Origin of the sequence: Alkalihalobacillus bogoriensis ATCC BAA-922, assembly GCF_000621445.1 — a bacterium.
In the GTDB taxonomy this organism is placed as follows: domain Bacteria; phylum Bacillota; class Bacilli; order Bacillales; family Bacillaceae_F; genus Bacillus_AO; species Bacillus_AO bogoriense.
The window spans coordinates 22,464-39,014 of record NZ_JHYI01000039.1 but is presented as its reverse complement, the minus strand read 5'-3'; the positions used below and the strand labels follow the sequence as shown (position 1 = coordinate 39,014).

Below are 16,551 nucleotides of genomic sequence, written 5' to 3'. Positions count from 1 at the left end.
AATGCGGAGGAATACCCAAGTCCGGCTGAAGGGATCGGTCTTGAAAACCGACAGGCGGGTTAAACCGCGCGGGGGTTCGAATCCCTCTTCCTCCGCCATATTATTAAACAAAAGCATAACTTTATAACGTCATGGGGTGGAGCAACGAGCGAAACATCGATGAAAACCCATCGAGTAAACTCGACGCATACACATCGTAGAGAAAGCAAGAAGAGGAAGAGTTCACTTCAGAGCGAAAACAACATCCATTAACTTTATAACGTCGCGGGGTGGAGCAGTCTGGTAGCTCGTCGGGCTCATAACCCGAAGGTCATAGGTTCAAATCCTATCCCCGCAACCAAAAAAACATTGTAGGATTGCCTAAAAAAGCAAAACTACTTTTTATTTCTAAAAAATGGTCCCGTGGTGTAGTGGTTAACATGCCTGCCTGTCACGCAGGAGATCGCCGGTTCGACCCCGGTCGGGACCGCCATTAACAAAATGATTTAGAATTTATTCATACATAATAGTTGGCTCGGTAGCTCAGTCGGTAGAGCAATGGACTGAAAATCCATGTGTCGGCGGTTCGATTCCGTCCCGAGCCACCATTTTATGGAGGGGTAGCGAAGTGGCTAAACGCGGCGGACTGTAAATCCGCTCCTTAGGGTTCGGCGGTTCGAATCCGTCCCCCTCCACCATTTAGTTTAAACATTCCTTAATGATAGGGGCATAGTTTAAAGGTAGAACTACGGTCTCCAAAACCGTCAGTGTGGGTTCAATTCCTACTGCCCCTGCCAAAACAAACACAACATGGCGGTTGTGGCGAAGTGGTTAACGCACCGGATTGTGGCTCCGGCATTCGTGGGTTCGATTCCCATCAATCGCCCCATCTATTATAAATATTGGGCTATAGCCAAGCGGTAAGGCAACGGACTTTGACTCCGTCATGCGTAGGTTCGAATCCTGCTAGCCCAGCCATTTTTTTGCGGGAGTAGTTCAGTGGTAGAACACCACCTTGCCAAGGTGGGGGTCGCGAGTTCGAATCTCGTCTTCCGCTCCAAATAGGTACTGTCCAAATGGACAAGTCATTTAAACAAAATATGACGTAATTTAATAATGTACCTAGTTCTTTGTATGTGCCGGGGTGGTGGAATTGGCAGACACACAGGACTTAAAATCCTGCGGTAGGTGACTATCGTGCCGGTTCAAGTCCGGCCCTCGGCACCATAATTCTATTAAATAGTATGTCTAGCAGTAAAACTGTTTATAATGAATAAAGTTGCGCCCTTAGCTCAGCTGGATAGAGTGTTTGACTACGAATCAAAAGGTCGGGAGTTCGAATCTCTCAGGGCGCGCCATTTTTTTATGTTCGGGAAGTGGCTCAGCTTGGTAGAGCACCTGGTTTGGGACCAGGGGGTCGCAGGTTCAAATCCTGTCTTCCCGACCATTTTTTACGTATTACTAGAAAGTTGGGCCTATAGCTCAGCTGGTTAGAGCGCACGCCTGATAAGCGTGAGGTCGATGGTTCGAGTCCATTTAGGCCCACCATATTCCACAGTAGCTCAGTGGTAGAGCTATCGGCTGTTAACCGATCGGTCGTAGGTTCGAGTCCTACCTGTGGAGCCATAATGGCCCGTTGGTCAAGCGGTTAAGACACCGCCCTTTCACGGCGGTAACACGGGTTCGAATCCCGTACGGGTCACCATTATATTATATGGTTGTAGATTGAATTAACTTCAAAATACAACAGAGGATTAGCTCAGCTACAAGCATCACTGCTTGAATATGCAACGAGTTGTTTCGACGCATTAGCTTCTTGGGAAAAGCGAGAAGAGGAAGAAACAGGGTACTACATTGAATTAACATCAAAAATACTACGGAGGATTAGCTCAGCTACAAGCATCACTGCTTGAATATGCAACGAGTTGTTTCGACGCATTAGCCTCTTGGAAAACGAGAAGAGGAAGAAACAGGGAACATCATTGAATATCTTCAACAACACAACGGAGGATTAGCTCAGCTGGGAGAGCACCTGCCTTACAAGCAGGGGGTCGGCGGTTCGATCCCGTCATCCTCCACCATATGCCGGCCTAGCTCAATTGGTAGAGCAACTGACTTGTAATCAGTAGGTTGGGGGTTCAAGTCCTCTGGCCGGCACCATTTGGTTTACAGTAATATTTTGTTTCAACAAAGCAAGAGCCATTAGCTCAGTTGGTAGAGCATCTGACTTTTAATCAGAGGGTCGAAGGTTCGAATCCTTCATGGCTCACCATTTTTAAAAAAAATTGCGGGTGTGGCGGAATTGGCAGACGCGCTAGACTTAGGATCTAGTGTCTTATGACGTGGGGGTTCGACTCCCTTCACCCGCACCATCTTATACATAGAATTAAACTGCTCACGAGCAGTTTTTTTGTTTTGAAGAGATAATCTAATTTTTTTGAAAAATTGAGCATGTTGCCCCATACTGAAGAAGAACTTCAAATTTCTCAATTCTTTCGTAATTAGGGCTATTTATAAATATACTCCTATAGAGAAGAAAAAAGGGGAGTGCCATGGGACATTCAAGTAATCAAATGGATTTTACCGAAGGACAGATTTCAAAAAAGATGTTATTGTTTTCATGGCCGATTTTTTTTGCAAACCTGCTGCAAACTTCGTATCAATTTATCGATAGCATTTGGGTTGGAAATTTAATTGGGTCCCATGCGTTAGCAGCGATATCGATTTCTGCGACAGTCGTCTTTACTATTCTTTCGTTTATTATCGGTGTGAACGGAGCCAGTTTGACGGTTTTGTCACAATATAAGGGAGCAAAGGATGAAGAAGGCTTAAAAAAAGCATTAAATACATTTGTATTTGTCCTTGGAACATTGACCATTGTGTTAGGAATCATTGGACTGATGTTTGCTGAAACAATATTAATATGGCTAGGAACACCAGATACGACATTACCAATGGCGGTTTCTTATTTACAACTTAATTTTATCGGGATTGTGTTTTTATTCGGTTATAATTTTATTGGAACAGTGTTAAGAGCAATGGGCGATAGCAAAACACCGATACGTTTTGTGATTATCGCAGTTATTTTAAACACGATTTTAGACCCGTTGTTTATTTCTGGCTTTAATATGGGAATTGAAGGAGCAGCATTAGCTACGATTGTTTCGCAAGGTATTGCATTTTTATATGGATTGATTTATTCGATTACAAAAACAGGTGTTCCTTTCACCATGCCGACAATTCCAGAAAAAACTCAATTTATAGCATTGTTTCGAATGGGATTGCCATCGGGATTGTCGATGATGGTGATATCGGCTGGGGTGATGGCAATTATGTCGGTCGTAACCACTTTTGGAGAAGAAGTTGTCGCTGGTTTTGGTGCGGCTCAACGAATCGACAGTTTAATTATGCTACCAGCGATGACGCTAGGTTCGGCCGTAAATAGTATGGCTGGTCAAAATATTGGCGCACAAAAGTGGGATCGAGTTTCATTAATAACGAAAAGTGGATTATTTTTAATTGGAACTGTGACTGTTATCATAAGTTGTATTGCCTTTATTTTTGCACCAATATTTATCGCGTTATTTGTAAATGATGAGTCAACAATTGAATACGGTGCTCGCTATTTGCGGTTAGTCGCCTTTTTTTATCCTTTTCTAGGTATTAATTTTGTCTTAAATGGGATTGTCCGTGCAGCTGGAGCATTCTTCCCTGTATTAATACTCAATATCATTTCTTTTTGGGTGTTACGATATCCTTTGACGTATTGGTTTGCTGTATGGCTGGGGGAAGATGGCATCGCGCTTGGCATGGGCGTAAGTTTTATCATTAGTAGTTTGTTTGCTAGTGGGTACTATATGTTTGGGAATTGGCATAAGTATGCTGTTGTGGAGAAAACCGAATGATAATATCAGACGTTTTATTTGCGAAACTGATTGTCGTTTGCGATACTTGGGATGCTATAAAAAGAGTCTTAAATAGAATAGGTGATATTGTGAATCTTACATTTAAGCGGGGATTATGTTATGTCTTCGGTTTATTTATCTTATCTTGTGGTGTGTCACTAACGATTAACGCCAACCTTGGAGTGGGTCCTTGGGATGCTCTGACAGTTGGCTTGTCACAGCGAGTTGGCTTAACAGTGGGAACATGGGTTATTATCGTCAGTTTAACTATGATTGGTGTCAATGCGTTATTGCTTAGAAAACGTCCTGAAGTTACATCCATCTTGACAACGCTTTTGCTCGGATATTTTGTTGATTTTTGGTTATTGATTGCGTTTCGACAACTTGAGGTTGCCGAGATACTTATGCAAATTGTAACATTTGCGATAGGATTGACCCTTATTTCAATCGGAGTCGCAACATATTTACAAGCAAGATTTGCGCCAATTCCTGTTGATGGTTTTATGATTGCTTTACAAATGTTATTTGGGTTTAAACTTATGGTTGCAAAAATGTTAACTGAATTATTAGCTTTACTTTTAGCTTTACTCGTTGCAGGTCCGATTGGATTCGGTACATTAATTGTTGCATTGTTTATTGGACCATACATTCAGTTTTGGTATCCAAAAATTGAAAAGCTCGTGTATCAAGTCAAACCTGCAACATAACACAAACAGACGATGTTTTGTTTGTGTTTTTTTAATTGTTACGGACATTTGTTCCGTTATTATTGCAAATTGTCCATATTTTTCGTAGGGGTCCGGACATGAATTTCATTATTTTACATTTGATGAGAGATACGAGGCTGAATTGGAGGGAATAGCGGAACAAATGTCCGTACAGGAAAATGTTTGATCTGTCAGGTCAAACATAAAATGATTTAAGAAATTTAAAGTGAAGTAACAAGGAGGCAGTTTTGGATCACATTCAGCGAATAAGGGAAGAGGAAAAACGGTATCATGAGTCTTGTTATGAAAACTACCGATTATTTGAAGAAGGTTCTTGGTTACATAAACCAGTAAAAACGGTAATCGATTCATTTTGTATGTTATCTCAGAATGAAAAAATAAAGGTGTTGGATTTAGGTAGCGGTGTTGGTAGAAATAGTATCCCTATCGCGCAAAACATGGTAGACAGAGAAGGGGATGTTGTTTGTGTAGATATTCTTGAATCGGCTTTACAAAAGTTAAAACAATATAGTAAACAATATGGTGTTGAAAATAAGATTAAAGCTATTCAATCTGACATTGGCACTTATTCAATGGGAACAAATGAATATGACTTTATCGTTGCCGTTTCTTGTCTAGAGCATGTAGATTCTGAACAGACATTAGATAATGTCCTTTCACGAATCGAAGCAGCAACAAAAGGAAATGGGATCAACTGTCTTATTGTCAATTCAGAACTAGAAGAAATCGATATGCAAACAAATGAGAATTTAAATCCTCTCATTGAAGTAAACCTCTCTACAACTGAGATGTTGAATAAACTCCAGCAAGCTTATTACGGCTGGAAACTTCTTCAATCCACAATTAAGCCTTTGTCTTTTCAAATTAATCGCGATAATAAAGCAGTATTATTGAAAACAAATGCAGTGACATATGTTGTGCAAAAACAATGAGAAAAGATAGATGGAATGAAAAATTTTAATAAACCAAGAGAATGACTCTCTTGGTTTATTGATGCTTTATTTCTTATCTAGTGGGTTTGTTTCCTCCCAGCTACTTCCTACTTGAAATAAAAGTTTTTCAGACAGGTGGTTTCCGATGAACTGCATTCCAACAGGAACGCCATTGCGAGCGACACCCATAGGAACTGCTAGACTAGGTGTACCAGTTAAGTTGGGTGGTGCTGTAAAAGGCATAGAGCGTTTTGTTATTTCTAGATTTTGTTTTACCATTTCTTCAGCAAACGCTGGTGTTATAATCGGAACGGTTGGTCCAAGTAAAAGGTCGACTTCGTCAAATACAGATTGGAATGCTTCAGTGAGCGCGCGACGTGCTTGTTGAGCCCTTACATATTGAGGTGTATTTGTGAGTACCCCTGTTTCAAAGAAAATTCGAACATCTGGTGCATAATCCTCGAAGTTTTGTTGAAGCTTTTCATAATGATATGTGGCAGCTTCACCAGTTGTAATGACATAATTGGCAAAGCTAGAAAGTGATAATTCTTCTATTTTCACCTCTGTAATGGTTGCCCCAAGTTGTTGAAGTGTGTGTAAAGCGCTATTAAATAAGAATGAAACATCTTCATCCAATCCTTCTAAATAGCTGGTAGGAACACCGATTTTTATCCCTTTTATTCCCTTTCGTAAGTATTCTTTGTAATGTGGTACTGGTGCTTTAATGCTAGCAGGGTCTTGAGGATCATAGCCAGCCATCACTTGTAACATAAGGGCAAGGTCGGATACGGAACGAGCCATTGGTCCTGCGTGATCTAATGACCAAGCTAACGGTGTAACTCCTTTTGTACTCACTAAACCATACGTTGGTTTTAAGCCATAGACTCCACACATAGAAGCAGGAACACGAATGGAACCAAATGTATCGGTTCCAGTAGTAAGTGTAGCCAAACCAGCAGCTAATGCGGCAGCACTTCCACCACTAGACCCACCAGGAGTGTGTTGTAAATTCCACGGGTTTCTCGTATGACCGTAATGGATGTTCGTATTTGTTAGCCCACCTCCAAACTCATGCATATTTAGTTTTCCAGTCATAATTCCGCCCGCACATAGCAACTTTTCAACAGAAGTAGCAGTTTGATCTGGAATATAGTTTTCTTTTATCTTTGATCCAGCTGTCGTCGGAATTCCTTTCGTTTCATAGTTATCTTTAATGCCAATCGGAATACCGTGTAGTGGACCTTTATATAATCCATTCATTATTTCTGTTTCTGCTAAGGTAGCCTGTCGAAGTGCTATTTCTTCTAATGTTGTAATATACGCATTGACGGAAGAATCTACTTGCTTTATGCGATCAAATGTAGATTGAATAATGTCAACTGGAGAAATTTGTTTCGATTTTAATAACCTAGCAAGCTCTGTCGCAGAGAAAGAATAAAGTTCAGTCAAATTGGATCACCTCAGGGTCTACAACTGTAATCGGTGCTTTTTCATGGAGCATGGGGTGATCATCAAACGATGTTTGAGCTTGATTAATTGTTTGTAATACGTTATGAATATACAGAAGGTCAGTTTCGACGACAGGAATACAATGTAGGTGAAGACCTTGTTTTATCATAGTTAAAGTTTGCATAAGGACACATTCCTCCCCTTTTTTTGTAGGTTTTATCACAGTATGAAAATCAGGGTGGAATGTGTCATGGATTATTAGATAAAATCATTTATGGATATTTATAAAAATACTTGAAGCATGCTTTGTAGCCGATACTACTTTAGTAAGAGGGATTGAAAATAAATCGTTAAAAGATTGTAAATAACGTTATAATATAAAGAAAAGAATGCTAGGAATGGAGTCGATACATATGACGAAAAAAATAGTCATAGCAGGTGGTACAGGTTTTATTGGTCAGTATTTTGAGAAACAATGGCGGAATAACGGATATGATGTGAAAATTATCTCTAGACAACCACAACATATATCATGGGATGATCATACTGCACTTGTTGAGGCAGTCAATGAGGCAGAATTGCTTATTAATCTAGCAGGTAAATCAGTTAACTGTAGATATAACGAAAAAAATAAACAGGAAATTATGGGCTCACGAGTGAGAACTACGAAACTACTTGGTGAAGTCATTAAACAATGCGAACATCCCCCGAAACTTTGGGTTAACTCTAGTACAGCGACAATCTATCGTCATGCAGAAGATCGGGCGATGACAGAAGAAAAAGGAGAATTAGGGTCTGGTTTCTCTGTTGATGTTGCCAAAGCGTGGGAAGAAGCGTTCTTTTCGTTTGATTTACCAAAGACAAGACAAATTGCGTTACGAATAGCAATAGTACTAGGAAAAGGTGGCGGGGTAATGACGCCGTATCAAAACCTTGTAAAATTTGGACTTGGAGGAGCACAAGGAAAAGGAAATCAAAAGTTCAGTTGGATTCATGTTGAGGATTTATATCAAATTGTTTTATTTTTACAAGATAGAGAAGACCTAAGTGGAGTATTTAATGGCGCTGCTCCTAATCCTGTCACTAATCGTGAGCTAATGAAGCATATGCGTACAGCGATGAATAGGTCATTTGGATTACCTGCACCGAAATGGATGCTTGAGTTAGGGGCTGTCTTTATTAAGACCGAAACGGAGCTTGTGTTAAAGAGTCGTTGGGTTCTTCCTGAACGATTGCAACAGGAAGGTTATCAATTTAAGTTTGATACTTTAGAAAAAACACTCGATCATATTGTTAGCTAAAAAAGTTAACGGACATGAGATCCGTTATTTCAAAAAAAAAGCTAGTTTTCAAGATGTTACGGACATCTGTTCCGTTATGTTAATGGATATCCGAAAATATCTTTGAATTTAAGTGAAATAGCGGAATGGATGTCCGTTTGCAGTAGAAAAAGGTGAAAAAACATAAGAATAACGGAACGTATGTCCGTTAGAAATGACAGACTTCTATTCTGAAATCTCGTCCAATGTTTTTTCAAAGCTAGGAGCAAAATGACGAAGAAAATAGTCTACTTCAGGCATGTTTAGTTGGATAATTTTTTCTTCAATTTGTTTTTTTGCTACGACAAATTCACGATTTCCTGCTGACAGTTCAATTGTACATTTTAAATAAGCATCAATCAGGTCAGCCGCTTTTATATAATTCATCAACTCGTCATCAGTAGAATCACAAATGGCTTCTTGATAAACATGCTTTAACTCATTTGGTGCTTGCTTCACTAATTTTTCCGCAGCAAGCTTTTCAATATCACGGAAGTTATTTAGAATATCCCGGTTATGATGTTTCACCGGTGTGGGGATATCGCCCGTAAATACCTCTGTTACATCGTGAAACAGTGATAACGTTACCGCTTTCTCTGTATTAATTTGTTTCCCATAAATTTCAGAAGCAATGGAACATAAGCAGTGTGTTAAAAGCGAAACATGATAGGAATGTTCGGCTACATTTTCTTTCATTACATTTCTCATTAAACTCCAACGTTCAATGTATCGAACGCGGTATAAATTTGCTAAAAGATGACTCTCCATTATTCCACTTCCCTTGCAATTTCTCCTTGCTCATCGTACAGCAGACAGAGTGAACAAGCAAGTGATTAGAGTCAAAGAATATATAGAAAGGAAGTTAAAATGAATCTTTATTACAAAGAATACGGCTCAAATGACAACCCACTACTTGTGTTTCTTCATGGCGGAGGAGTAAGTGGATGGATGTGGGATAAACAAGTTTCCTACTTTTCTTCAAGGTACCATTGCCTCGTTCCTGATTTACCTGAACAAGGAAAGAGTGAAAATACGACCTCGTTTACAATAAAAGAAAGTGCAGAACAGGTTCTCGCGTTACTAGAGGAAAAAAGAAACGGAAGAGCTGTTACCGTTGTTGGATTTTCTTTAGGTGCTCAAGTTCTAATCTCGATGCTCAGTATAAATCCTAACGTAATCAATAATGCGATAGTAAACAGTCCGTTAGTTCGCCCGATTCCCTTTGCAAAACTAATGCTAAGGTCGATGATGTTTACCTTTCCGCTAGTAAAATTGAAATCATTTGCCCAACTACAAGCGAAATCGATGTATATTCAACAAGATTTGTTTGATGTTTATTTTCAAGAAAGTAAACAAGTAAAAAAAGATACATTTCTACGGATCATGGAAGAAAACATGGCATTTACGATTCCGGCCACGTTTTCTAATGCAAAAGCAAACATCCTTGTTACTGTTGGGGAAAAAGAACGGTCAATTATGAAAAAGTCGCTTCAAGACCTTATCAAAAGTCATCCTTCTATTACAGGGTTAGTGATTTCTAATATAGGTCATGGTGTGTCTTTAGCAAACCCGATGTTATTTAATGAGATTGTTGAGAGCTGGATCGAACAACAAGCGTTACCTCACCATATAATCAGATCGACTCCTAATTACGGATGATAATATAAACCATATAAATGACGTAAAAGCTTGCTAAAATAACTCCTTCGATTTTCCCGACTTTATAATTGGTTCTAGAAAATAGCAATAAAAGCAGAGTGAAAACAATCATGATATAAACATCCACAAAAATTTTATCCTCAACCCATAATGGGGAAATGACAGAAGCAGAACCAAGGACAAATAAAATATTAAAAATATTACTACCAACGATATTGCCTAATGCGATATCACTTTCTTTTTTTAATGCTGCGGTAATCGATGTGATGAGTTCTGGCAATGAGGTACCGACAGCAACAATTGTTAATCCGACTAACGTTTGGCTCATTCCAAATGACAAGGCAATTGAAGTAGCATGATTGACAACAAGATCACCACCGATAATAATGGCGGCTAATCCTATAATTGTAATGAATATGAGTTTCCCCCAAGACAACGATTGTTTCGGTGATGCTGTACCTTCTTTCACGCAATTTTGTCTAGCGACTTCAAATAAATAATATAAAAAAACAGCAAAAAACAATAAGAGAATAATGCCATCACTGCGAGTTAAAACATTATCCGATACAAATTGTAGCATTTTATCACTAAGTAAAATGAGTAAAGCAATACTTGCTAATAATGTAAAAGGAATTTCTTTACGAATGGTATTACTTTCTACCCTTAATGGATATAAAAAAGCAGCCACCCCCACAACAAGGGTTATGTTAAAAATATTACTGCCGACTACATTTCCAACTGCAACTCCAGCATTTTGCTCCATAGCTGCAACTATACTTACGGTTGCTTCCGGTGAACTTGTTCCAAAGGCGACAATCGTTAATCCAATCAACATTGGAGAGACCTTTAACGCAGCAGCAATGCTTGATGCACCTTGAACAAAATATTCTGCCCCTTTAATAAGAAGAGCAAAGCCTAGTAATAAGAGTAAATAAGACAACACTTTATCCCTCCTTCAGTAAAAATCTGTTTGTTAGTGTACCCTTGATTCCTTTGTTGAATGAAAAAACATAAAAGTGCATCTTTTTTGTGAATGAATTCGTTTTACTTATAAGAGAAAGGAGAGGTGAGAGTGAATCATGAAGAGTCGAAATTGTTGTTGAAAAACTGGTATGAAGAGTATTGTGATGATATCTTTCAGTATATTTATTTTATGATTTCAGATTATAACGAAGCGAAAGATTTAACGCAAGATACGTTTATAAAAGCTTATGAAAAAATGAGCAGCTTTGATGGTCGGAATCCAAAAGCATGGCTATTTCGAATTGCGAGAAATATGACAATCGATATGATTCGTCGTAACAAAAAAATCATGTTGTTCCAGCATCTCATTTCTGCTAGAGCCAAAAGTGCAGAATCCCCTGAAAATCAATTTTTGTTTACGGAATCTGAACGAGAAATAATACAAGTTCTACAAAGTTTAAAAAGAAATTATAGAGATGTCATTGTATTAAGAAAAATAAAAGAACTTTCTACAAAAGAAACCGCCAATATTCTTGGGTGGAGTGAAAGCAAGGTGAAATCGAATTTGATAAGAGGACTGAAAGCGTTTAAAACAGAATGGGAGAAGGAGGGCTATTCAAATGGATTCATTTCAGAACTATGAACAACAATTCCAATCGCTCCAAAAAAAAGTCTATTTAACTAAGGAAGAAAAGCAAGACATGTTTGCAAAAATTAATGTAAATGGTCAATCCAATCCATTCCAACATAGATTTCCCTATATAGCAGCCGTTCTTAGTGTAGCTTTTATTTGTGTTATTTTAGTTGCGCCTATTTTATTGCATGACATATCGTTATTCTCTACTGAACGACCAGCGGGTTCAATTGAACAAAATCCCATAGATTTAAAAACATCACTCGTTCCTTTAATTCTGCTTCTGCTGTTGAGTGTTCCAGGATTTATTTGTTTGTATTACGTGTTTAAACCAAAAGAACAGGACGATGACCATTTTATTGAATTGTTTGGATTTGAAACAATGGTGACATTATTGTTTGCTTTTTTATTATGGATTTGTAAATGGCTCTTTCCAAAACATATGTATGTAACGGTCTTTCGAATACTCATGTTGTTCATTGGAATTACCATTTTTTATTTTTTATTTGTGTTTTGGACCCATTCTTTGTAAAAAAAATGTTACCCTATGGATAAAACATTGAAATGGGAGATTATATAAATGAATAATCCAAGACAGGAGAGTTCTGTTTTTTTATTAGGAGCGATGTTTTTACTAGGCTCTGCCATTTTTAGTGCCGCTACACAAGTATATTACGCGAACAAAGTCCAAGGGTTAGACCCTTTTGTCTTTATATTTATTAGCTTTTCCATAACGATTATTGTGTTTAATGTGCTTTCTCATTTTTCAAAGAGTAATCGAACATTTCTCATAAAAGAAGGAAAAAAGGACCTTCTTTTTTTAAATGCTAGTACAGCTGTCGCCATTATTACATTTTACTATGCGCTTAAATATGTCGAGCCAGCCATTGTCAGTGCAATTGAAATTGGAGTGGGGCCGTTATTTGCCCTACTTCTTGGAAAGCTTTTATTTTCACAAAAAGCTAGCCCGGCTAAATGGGGAATTGGGGTTGGAATTTTAATTGGTAGCTGTTTTTTATTTTGGACTTCACTTACAGGTCGTTCTGGAGTTGAGCTAAGCTCTTCTCTCCATATGGTGGTAGGTTTACTTGCCTCATTGATTTGTGGATTTGCTGCTGTGTATGCGGAAAAAATTAAGTGAGCGCGGCTGGAATTCAACGACAATATTAGCTCACCGTTTTTACATCATTGTTCCGGTTACTCTAATAATCGCCACTGGAAATGGTTCTATGAAGTTTGTTGTTTTTACTGACTTGATTTGGATCGCTGTAGTAACTGTGTTTGGCGTCATTCTCCCTCTTTATTTATTACAACTTGGTATTCGTGTTTGTGAGCCATTTTTTGTCATGATTAGCATTGCCTTTATTCCTGTGTTTACATTTTTCTTTCAAATATTTGATACTAGGGTGCAGTGGTCAACAGGTACATTAATCGGGATTTTAGTATTACTTACTTTTGCGATAATAAGTGTATTTGTTGAGCAGCATTCGGAGAGTAGCAAAAAAGAGAGCAAGCAACCAAAAGTGGGGTAAGGAAAAATCCTTGCATTTGTAAAAAAAAGCAAATATAATATAAATAACAATTAACAAATTGATAATTAATACTCTCGAAAAGAAAGGAGTTTACTTTTTTGACAGATCAAACAGAAGAAGAGTTTTTAAAAAAATATGACCCAACGAAATATCGAACTCCTGATGGCTATACAGCAGACATTGCAGTTTTCACAATTGCAAAAGACAATTCCTTTATTAATGAAGAGCAAACAACAAGTCGTGTATTAAAGTTATTGCTTATTAAGCGGGGAGACAATGATTCAGAAGGCAATCCGAACATTGAAGGAAATAAGTGGGCGCTACCAGGAGGGTTTATTGACCCTGGAGAAACAGCGTATGAAGCGGCTATTCGAGAGCTTGAGGAAGAAACGAAAGTAACGAATATTCATGTCCAACATTTTAATGTGTATGATAAAGAAGGAAGAGACCCGAGAGGCTGGATTATATCAAATGCTCATTATGCCATTGTCCAAGAAAAACTGTTGGAAAGTCGCAAAGGTTCTGATGATGCCAAAGAAGTTGCCTTATTTTCAATCCAAGATGTATTTAAGCTAGACTTAGCATTTGACCATAACCAAATCATAAAAGATGCCCTTGCTTTTATTACAAGAGACATGCTTGAGACAACCGTTGCTAAAAATTTTTTACCACAAGAATTTATCCTCTCTGATTTACGTGATGTGTTGTTAGCCGTAGCACCAGCATCTGTGCTTGGAACAAAGTCTTCCTTTTTTCGAAAAGCACCAACATTGCCATTCATTGAACTTGTTACAAATAAAGATGGCGAGCCGAAAATGACAGTACCAACTAAAGAGTCTAAACGTCCAACGCGATTATACCGCTTTGTAGATTATCAAAGTGTCCATACGATATATCGATAAAAAATAGATTATGAGTAGAGTGAAACACCCTTTCCTCTCGTAATAAATTAACAATTCGTTAATTGACAATTAATATAAGGAGTGAAGACAATGACAAAAGCATTAATTAATATTGATTACACTAAGGATTTTGTAGACGGAGCATTACCGGTTGGAGAACCAGCTGTACAGATTGAAACCGCGATTATCGAAAGAACAAAAAAAGCATATGAGCAAAATGATTACATTGTATTTGCTATTGATTTGCATGATCAGGAAGACCATTATCATCCAGAAAGCAAACTTTTCCCTGAACATAATATACGTAATACAAAGGGCCGAGAACTATTTGGTCAATTACGAGCGTATTATCAAGAAATTGAACAATCAAAGAATGTCATTTGGATTGATAAAACACGGTACAGTGCGTTTGCTGGAACAAATTTAGATATAAAATTACGGGAACGTCACATTAATGAAATTGAGCTTGTTGGTGTATGTACAGATATTTGTTTATTGCATACAGCGATTGATGCGTATAATCTTGGCTACAGCATCACCGTCTATGAAGCCGCTGCTGCTAGTTTTAATCCAAAAGGACATGAATACGCACTTGAGCATATTCAAAACGTGCTAAATGGTACCGTTGTAAAACGAGGGGAGGACTAAACGATGGGAAAGGAAATTGCACTAAAAATACAAGGAGAAATCGAGCGATTAACTAACAAAACATTTAAATTTGATGAACGTGTTGGTGAAGGGTGGTATTCAGCTGTTTACTTTTTAAAAACAAGAGAAATTGCAAAGAAATACAAACAAGACAAGGTCGTAACGATGCAGTTTTTTCAAAAAGAACATGCCGTTCTTTGTGGGATCGATGAAGCGATTGCACTCATTCAAACGTTTGCTGATGCACCAGATACATTGGAAATCTATGCTCTTAAAGATGGAGACAAAATCAAACCATTTGAAACTGTACTAACGGTCAAAGGTGGGTATCATCAATTTGGCTTTCTAGAAGGAATTATCGACGGGATTCTCGCACGACGCACAAGTGTAGCAACAAATGTATACCGTGTTGTAAAAGCAGCCACTGGAAAAAAAGTCATTTTCATGGGTGACCGTGATGACCATTTTAGCAACCAAGTAGGAGATGGGTATGCGGCTTATATTGGTGGGATGACCGCACAAGCAACACATGCAATGAACGAATGGTGGGGAGAGAAAGGATTAGGCACGATGCCCCATGCGTTAATTCAACTTTTTAATGGCGATATTGTCGAAGCGTCTCGGGCCTATTTAAATACATTTCCGGATGATGATTTAATCGCTTTAACCGATTATAATAATGACGTCATTACAGATTCAATTAAAGTTGGGAAAGCATTTGGAAAAAAATTAAAAGGGGTTCGTATTGATACATCAAAAACGATGATTGATAAATATTTTATCCGTCATGAAGAAGTATTAGGTACGTTTGATCCTCGTGGTGTCAATGTTCCATTAGTAAAAGCACTTCGGCATGCATTAGATGAGGAAGGACTACAGCATGTTCAAATTGTTGTTAGTGGAGGGTTTACCGCCGAACGGATTAAACAATTTGAAGATGAAGAAGCACCTGTTGATGTGTATGGAATCGGAGGAAGCCTACTAAAAGTAAACATTGGTTTTACTGGTGATAATGTGTTGCTTGATGGTGAGCATGAAGCGAAAAAAGGGAGAAGGTACAACCCGAATCCGCGGCTAGAGAAAGTAAACTTATAAAGGTAGATAAAGGGGTGGGTGGAATGGCAAAGTACGGTGTATTTGGATCTGCATGTGACCCGATTACGATTGGGCATCTAGTCACAATGGAAATGGTCATCGACCGACGGAAACTAGATGGTATTATTCTTGTCCCTTCTTCTCAAAAGCGGCGGGACAAAGACCGAGCGTTAACAGCGGACGAACATCGCTTAAAAATGGTGGAGCTTGCAATTGCTGACAATGAGAAAATCCAAGTGAGTCCTATTGAAATGGATGCAGAAGGTTGGGAGACGTATACGTATAACACGATGGAAAAGTTAAAACAACAATACCCAAAGGACGAGTTAGTCTTTGTTATGGGTGCCGATAACCTAGCGTCTATAACAAATTGGCATAAAGGGTTTGAACTGATTGAAAACAATTACTTTATTGTTATGGGAAGAGAAGGATTTGATATGGCCGGTATTATTGCGAAAAACTCCTTTTTAACAAAACATGAACACCGCTTTGATTGTTTAAGTAAAGGAGTCAACATTGAGACGAGTTCGACTTTAATTCGGTCACGGATTGCTGATGGGTTAAGTGTCCGATATTTAGTTCCACAACCGGCACTTGATTATGCGCTCACTCATCGATTATATGAAGAACAAAAACCATAGCAGGTGAACCTATTAAAAAAATGCATCTACCAAATATGAAGATGCATTTTTTAACATATAAGAAAGCATATAAAAATTTTGAAATAGCAGTGAAGCTTTGAAAGCTATTTCAAGAAGAGCGAAGGCTGCGCACTTCGCTTGAAAGAAAAGACCCTCCCGCGTTTT

Annotated in this window: 17 protein-coding genes and 19 tRNA genes; 32 read left to right on the top strand and 4 right to left on the bottom strand. The window is 38.3% G+C overall.

Annotated features, from left to right (window positions below):
* The first annotated feature begins 5 nt into the window (after positions 1-5).
* From T323_RS0114545 to T323_RS0114440, 22 genes are all read left to right on the top strand, one after another.
* Positions 6-98, top strand: a tRNA-Ser gene (locus T323_RS0114545).
* 165 nt (positions 99-263) lie between these two features.
* A tRNA-Met gene (locus T323_RS0114540) sits at positions 264-340 on the top strand.
* Positions 341-396: 56 nt separating this feature from the next.
* A tRNA-Asp gene (locus T323_RS0114535) sits at positions 397-472 on the top strand.
* Positions 473-511: 39 nt separating this feature from the next.
* Positions 512-587 (top strand) — tRNA-Phe (locus tag T323_RS0114530).
* 6 nt (positions 588-593) lie between these two features.
* Positions 594-677 (top strand) — tRNA-Tyr (locus tag T323_RS0114525).
* A 25-nt stretch (positions 678-702) separates the two neighbouring features.
* Positions 703-776: transfer RNA gene (locus tag T323_RS0114520), tRNA-Trp, on the top strand.
* Between the two features lie 16 nt (positions 777-792).
* A tRNA-His gene (locus tag T323_RS0114515) sits at positions 793-868 on the top strand.
* 14 nt (positions 869-882) lie between these two features.
* A tRNA-Gln gene (locus T323_RS0114510) sits at positions 883-957 on the top strand.
* Positions 958-964: 7 nt separating this feature from the next.
* A tRNA-Gly gene (locus T323_RS0114505) sits at positions 965-1,039 on the top strand.
* Positions 1,040-1,117: 78 nt separating this feature from the next.
* Positions 1,118-1,206 (top strand) — tRNA-Leu (locus T323_RS0114500).
* 54 nt (positions 1,207-1,260) lie between these two features.
* A tRNA-Arg gene (locus T323_RS0114495) sits at positions 1,261-1,337 on the top strand.
* Positions 1,338-1,349: 12 nt separating this feature from the next.
* Positions 1,350-1,426 (top strand) — tRNA-Pro (locus T323_RS0114490).
* A gap of 24 nt (positions 1,427-1,450) precedes the next feature.
* A tRNA-Ile gene (locus T323_RS0114485) sits at positions 1,451-1,527 on the top strand.
* 3 nt (positions 1,528-1,530) lie between these two features.
* Positions 1,531-1,605: transfer RNA gene (locus T323_RS0114480), tRNA-Asn, on the top strand.
* Positions 1,606-1,609: 4 nt separating this feature from the next.
* Positions 1,610-1,684 (top strand) — tRNA-Glu (locus T323_RS0114475).
* A 300-nt stretch (positions 1,685-1,984) separates the two neighbouring features.
* Positions 1,985-2,060: transfer RNA gene (locus tag T323_RS0114470), tRNA-Val, on the top strand.
* Positions 2,061-2,063: 3 nt separating this feature from the next.
* Positions 2,064-2,139 (top strand) — tRNA-Thr (locus T323_RS0114465).
* A 36-nt stretch (positions 2,140-2,175) separates the two neighbouring features.
* Positions 2,176-2,251, top strand: a tRNA-Lys gene (locus tag T323_RS0114460).
* A 15-nt stretch (positions 2,252-2,266) separates the two neighbouring features.
* Positions 2,267-2,351, top strand: a tRNA-Leu gene (locus T323_RS0114455).
* Between the two features lie 180 nt (positions 2,352-2,531).
* On the top strand, positions 2,532-3,884 hold the full coding sequence (locus T323_RS0114450; RefSeq protein ID WP_026673929.1) for an MATE family efflux transporter: 1,353 nt from the start codon (positions 2,532-2,534) through the stop codon (positions 3,882-3,884).
* Positions 3,881-4,591 carry a YczE/YyaS/YitT family protein gene (locus T323_RS0114445; RefSeq protein ID WP_245613732.1) on the top strand — a complete coding sequence of 237 codons (711 nt, stop codon included), beginning with the start codon at positions 3,881-3,883 and terminating at the stop codon, positions 4,589-4,591. Before T323_RS0114450 ends, T323_RS0114445 begins: the two co-directional genes overlap by 4 nt.
* A gap of 248 nt (positions 4,592-4,839) precedes the next feature.
* A complete protein-coding gene (locus T323_RS0114440) occupies positions 4,840-5,544 on the top strand; it encodes a class I SAM-dependent methyltransferase (RefSeq protein ID WP_026673927.1) in 705 nt (234 codons plus the stop codon).
* Between the two features lie 66 nt (positions 5,545-5,610).
* Here the strand turns inward: T323_RS0114440 and T323_RS0114435 are convergent, their stop codons facing one another.
* Complete coding sequence (locus tag T323_RS0114435) at positions 5,611-6,993, bottom strand: amidase (RefSeq protein WP_026673926.1); 1,383 nt, start codon at positions 6,991-6,993, stop codon at positions 5,611-5,613.
* A complete protein-coding gene (locus T323_RS0114430; RefSeq protein ID WP_026673925.1) occupies positions 6,986-7,177 on the bottom strand; it encodes a hypothetical protein in 192 nt (63 codons plus the stop codon). Before T323_RS0114430 ends, T323_RS0114435 begins: the two co-directional genes overlap by 8 nt.
* 229 nt (positions 7,178-7,406) lie before the next feature.
* On the opposite strand from T323_RS0114430, the gene T323_RS0114425 reads away from it, so the two are divergent.
* A complete protein-coding gene (locus T323_RS0114425; protein ID WP_026673924.1) occupies positions 7,407-8,294 on the top strand; it encodes a TIGR01777 family oxidoreductase in 888 nt (295 codons plus the stop codon).
* A 204-nt stretch (positions 8,295-8,498) separates the two neighbouring features.
* Here T323_RS0114425 and yfbR read toward each other — a convergent pair whose 3' ends face one another.
* Positions 8,499-9,080, bottom strand: a complete 582-nt coding sequence (gene yfbR / locus T323_RS0114420) for a 5'-deoxynucleotidase (protein WP_026673923.1) — start codon at positions 9,078-9,080, stop codon at positions 8,499-8,501.
* Between the two features lie 99 nt (positions 9,081-9,179).
* On the opposite strand from yfbR, the gene T323_RS0114415 reads away from it, so the two are divergent.
* Complete coding sequence (locus T323_RS0114415) at positions 9,180-9,971, top strand: alpha/beta fold hydrolase (protein WP_026673922.1); 792 nt, start codon at positions 9,180-9,182, stop codon at positions 9,969-9,971.
* On the opposite strand, the gene T323_RS0114410 is transcribed toward T323_RS0114415, so the two are convergent.
* The gene (locus tag T323_RS0114410) at positions 9,958-10,911 is read right to left on the bottom strand and encodes a calcium/sodium antiporter (protein WP_026673921.1); all 954 of its coding nucleotides are present in this window, start codon (positions 10,909-10,911) and stop codon (positions 9,958-9,960) included. The genes T323_RS0114415 and T323_RS0114410 overlap by 14 nt on opposite strands.
* Before the next feature lie 132 nt (positions 10,912-11,043).
* On the opposite strand from T323_RS0114410, the gene T323_RS0114405 reads away from it, so the two are divergent.
* From T323_RS0114405 to nadD, 8 genes are all read left to right on the top strand, one after another.
* Positions 11,044-11,577 carry an RNA polymerase sigma factor gene (locus tag T323_RS0114405; protein ID WP_026673920.1) on the top strand — a complete coding sequence of 178 codons (534 nt, stop codon included), beginning with the start codon at positions 11,044-11,046 and terminating at the stop codon, positions 11,575-11,577.
* Complete coding sequence (locus T323_RS0114400) at positions 11,555-12,100, top strand: hypothetical protein (RefSeq protein WP_026673919.1); 546 nt, start codon at positions 11,555-11,557, stop codon at positions 12,098-12,100. The genes T323_RS0114405 and T323_RS0114400 overlap by 23 nt, the downstream gene beginning before the upstream one ends.
* A 48-nt stretch (positions 12,101-12,148) precedes the next feature.
* Complete coding sequence (locus tag T323_RS28060; RefSeq protein ID WP_051556548.1) at positions 12,149-12,709, top strand: EamA family transporter; 561 nt, start codon at positions 12,149-12,151, stop codon at positions 12,707-12,709.
* Entirely contained in the window at positions 12,690-13,100 is a 411-nt protein-coding gene (locus T323_RS28055) for a hypothetical protein (RefSeq protein WP_051556547.1), read from the top strand. The genes T323_RS28060 and T323_RS28055 overlap by 20 nt, the downstream gene beginning before the upstream one ends.
* A 98-nt stretch (positions 13,101-13,198) precedes the next feature.
* Entirely contained in the window at positions 13,199-14,002 is an 804-nt protein-coding gene (locus tag T323_RS0114390; protein WP_026673918.1) for an NUDIX domain-containing protein, read from the top strand.
* Positions 14,003-14,092: 90 nt separating this feature from the next.
* The gene (locus T323_RS0114385) at positions 14,093-14,650 is read left to right on the top strand and encodes a cysteine hydrolase family protein (protein WP_026673917.1); all 558 of its coding nucleotides are present in this window, start codon (positions 14,093-14,095) and stop codon (positions 14,648-14,650) included.
* 3 nt (positions 14,651-14,653) lie between these two features.
* Complete coding sequence (locus tag T323_RS0114380) at positions 14,654-15,745, top strand: nicotinate phosphoribosyltransferase (RefSeq protein WP_026673916.1); 1,092 nt, start codon at positions 14,654-14,656, stop codon at positions 15,743-15,745.
* 23 nt (positions 15,746-15,768) lie between these two features.
* Positions 15,769-16,386 (top strand): nicotinate-nucleotide adenylyltransferase, encoded by a 618-nt coding sequence (nadD, locus tag T323_RS0114375; RefSeq protein WP_026673915.1) that lies wholly within the window; start codon positions 15,769-15,771, stop codon positions 16,384-16,386.
* The last annotated feature ends 165 nt before the right edge of the window (positions 16,387-16,551 follow it).